Here is a 2,382-nt window from a genome sequence, read left to right on the forward strand (position 1 = left end):
TTCCATCCCGGCGGGGAACAATGAGCGGTACAGAGGATGTTCCGCAAAGAGGCCGGTGTAGAACACTGCCGAGAAGTGCGCACGGCTCTCTTCGTCGTCGGTCAGAGAATCGAGGCTGGATTGCAGACGGGCGATCACTGTCGGATCCAATCCATCCCCCTTTCGCACCAGCTGCAACTCTCGCCACAATTCTAGTACGGCTGAAAATGTGACCTACGAAACCAACTCGGCCTGGCGAAAACAAACTTGAGCGGAATAGACTCAAGTTTGTCCGCGTTGAGCATATTGACACAGTCGCAATACCAACCGGTCGCGGCTCTTCCCGTTCGACTTCGCCAGAAAGGTGACAAGTGGACTCGTTCACACCAACAACCAAGACCCAGGCTGCGATGACGGCTGCACTGCAGTCGGCGTCGTCGGCGGGTAACCCCGATATCCGGCCTGCCCATCTGCTGGTCGCATTGCTCGACCAGACCGACGGCATCGCTGCCCCACTACTCAAAGCTGTAGGCGTCGACCCCACGGTCGTACACCGTGAAGCACAGGCAATCGTCGATCGCCTGCCCAAGACAACCGGCGCAAGCTCCACCCCGCAACTCGGGCGTGAGGCACTCGCGGCACTCACTGCTGCTCAGCACCTCGCCACCCAGATGGACGACGAATACGTCTCCACCGAGCACGTCCTCTACGGACTGGCCGGCGGCGACTCCGACGTCGCACAGTTGCTCGTACGGCACGGCGCCACCCAGGACGCATTGCGTGAAGCCTTCACCACCGTCCGCGGTAGCGCTCGCGTCACCAGCCCGGAGCCCGAAGGCACCTACCAAGCGCTGGAAAAGTACTCCACCGACCTCACCGAAGCTGCACGTAGCGGCAAGCTCGACCCGGTGATCGGTCGCGACACCGAGATTCGCCGTGTCGTGCAGGTGCTCTCGCGTCGTACCAAGAACAACCCGGTACTCATCGGTGAGCCCGGCGTCGGCAAGACCGCGATCGTGGAGGGCCTTGCCCAACGCATCGTCGCGGGTGACGTCCCGGAATCGCTGCGAGGCAAGACCGTCGTGTCCCTGGATCTCGGGTCCATGGTCGCCGGTGCCAAGTTCCGCGGTGAATTCGAAGAACGCCTCAAAGCTGTCCTCGACGACATCAAGAACAGTGCCGGACAGGTCATCACCTTCATCGACGAGTTGCACACCATCGTCGGCGCCGGAGCCACCGGTGAATCCGCGATGGACGCAGGCAACATGATCAAGCCGATGCTCGCCCGTGGTGAGCTGCGGCTGGTCGGTGCGACCACACTCGAGGAGTACCGCAAGTACATCGAGAAGGACGCAGCACTCGAGCGTCGTTTCCAGCAGGTGCTCGTCGGTGAGCCCTCGGTCGAGGACACCATCGGTATCCTGCGCGGCCTCAAGGAGCGCTACGAGGTGCACCACGGCGTGCGCATCACCGACTCCGCGTTGGTGGCGGCTGCCGCGCTGTCGGACCGCTACATCACGTCGCGGTTCCTGCCGGACAAGGCCATCGACCTCGTGGACGAAGCCGCATCGCGACTTCGTATGGAGATCGACTCGCGTCCCGTCGAGATCGACGAGGTGGAACGCACGGTTCGCCGACTCGAAATCGAAGAAGTGGCACTCGAGAAGGAAACCGACGACGCGTCCAAGGCGCGGCTCGAGAAGCTGCGTCAGGAACTCGCGGACGACCGCGAAAAGCTCAATCAGCTCAGCACCCGCTGGCAGAACGAAAAGCAGGCCATCGACTCGGTGCGCGTGCTGAAGGAACAGCTCGAAACCCTGCGAGGAGAGTCCGAACGCGCTGAGCGTGACGGCGATCTGGGCAAGGCAGCCGAGTTGCGCTACGGCCGTATCCCGGCGCTCGAGAAGGAACTGGAAGAGGCAGCAGCCGCTTCCGGAGCTGCCTCCGACGGTGACGTGATGCTCAAGGAAGAGGTCGGGCCCGACGACGTCGCAGACGTGGTCGCAGCCTGGACCGGAATCCCCGCCGGCCGGATGATGGAAGGCGAAACCGAGAAGCTGCTCCGCATGGAGTCCGAACTCGGCAAGCGTGTCGTCGGCCAGACCGACGCCGTCGTCGCCGTCTCGGATGCGGTTCGCCGCGCCCGAGCAGGTGTCGCCGACCCCAATCGGCCCACCGGTTCGTTCCTGTTCCTCGGCCCGACCGGCGTCGGCAAGACGGAGCTCGCCAAAGCCTTGGCGGACTTCCTCTTCGACGACGAGCGCGCGATGATCCGCATCGACATGAGCGAATACGGTGAGAAGCACTCGGTGGCCCGACTCGTCGGTGCTCCTCCGGGATACGTCGGCTACGAAGCCGGTGGCCAGCTCACCGAAGCAGTTCGACGACGCCCGTACTCGGTGG

General features: G+C 63.4%; 1 protein-coding gene. It reads left to right on the plus strand.

All coding sequences use genetic code 11. From position 1 onward, the window contains the following. Positions 1-350: 350 nt before the first annotated feature. Positions 351-2,382 (plus strand): ATP-dependent Clp protease ATP-binding subunit (locus tag A2J01_RS31070; protein WP_064114269.1); only part of this gene is annotated, 2,032 nt, incomplete at its 3' end.

Source organism: Rhodococcus sp. EPR-134, assembly GCF_001647205.1.
Lineage (GTDB): Bacteria > Actinomycetota > Actinomycetes > Mycobacteriales > Mycobacteriaceae > Rhodococcus_F > Rhodococcus_F qingshengii.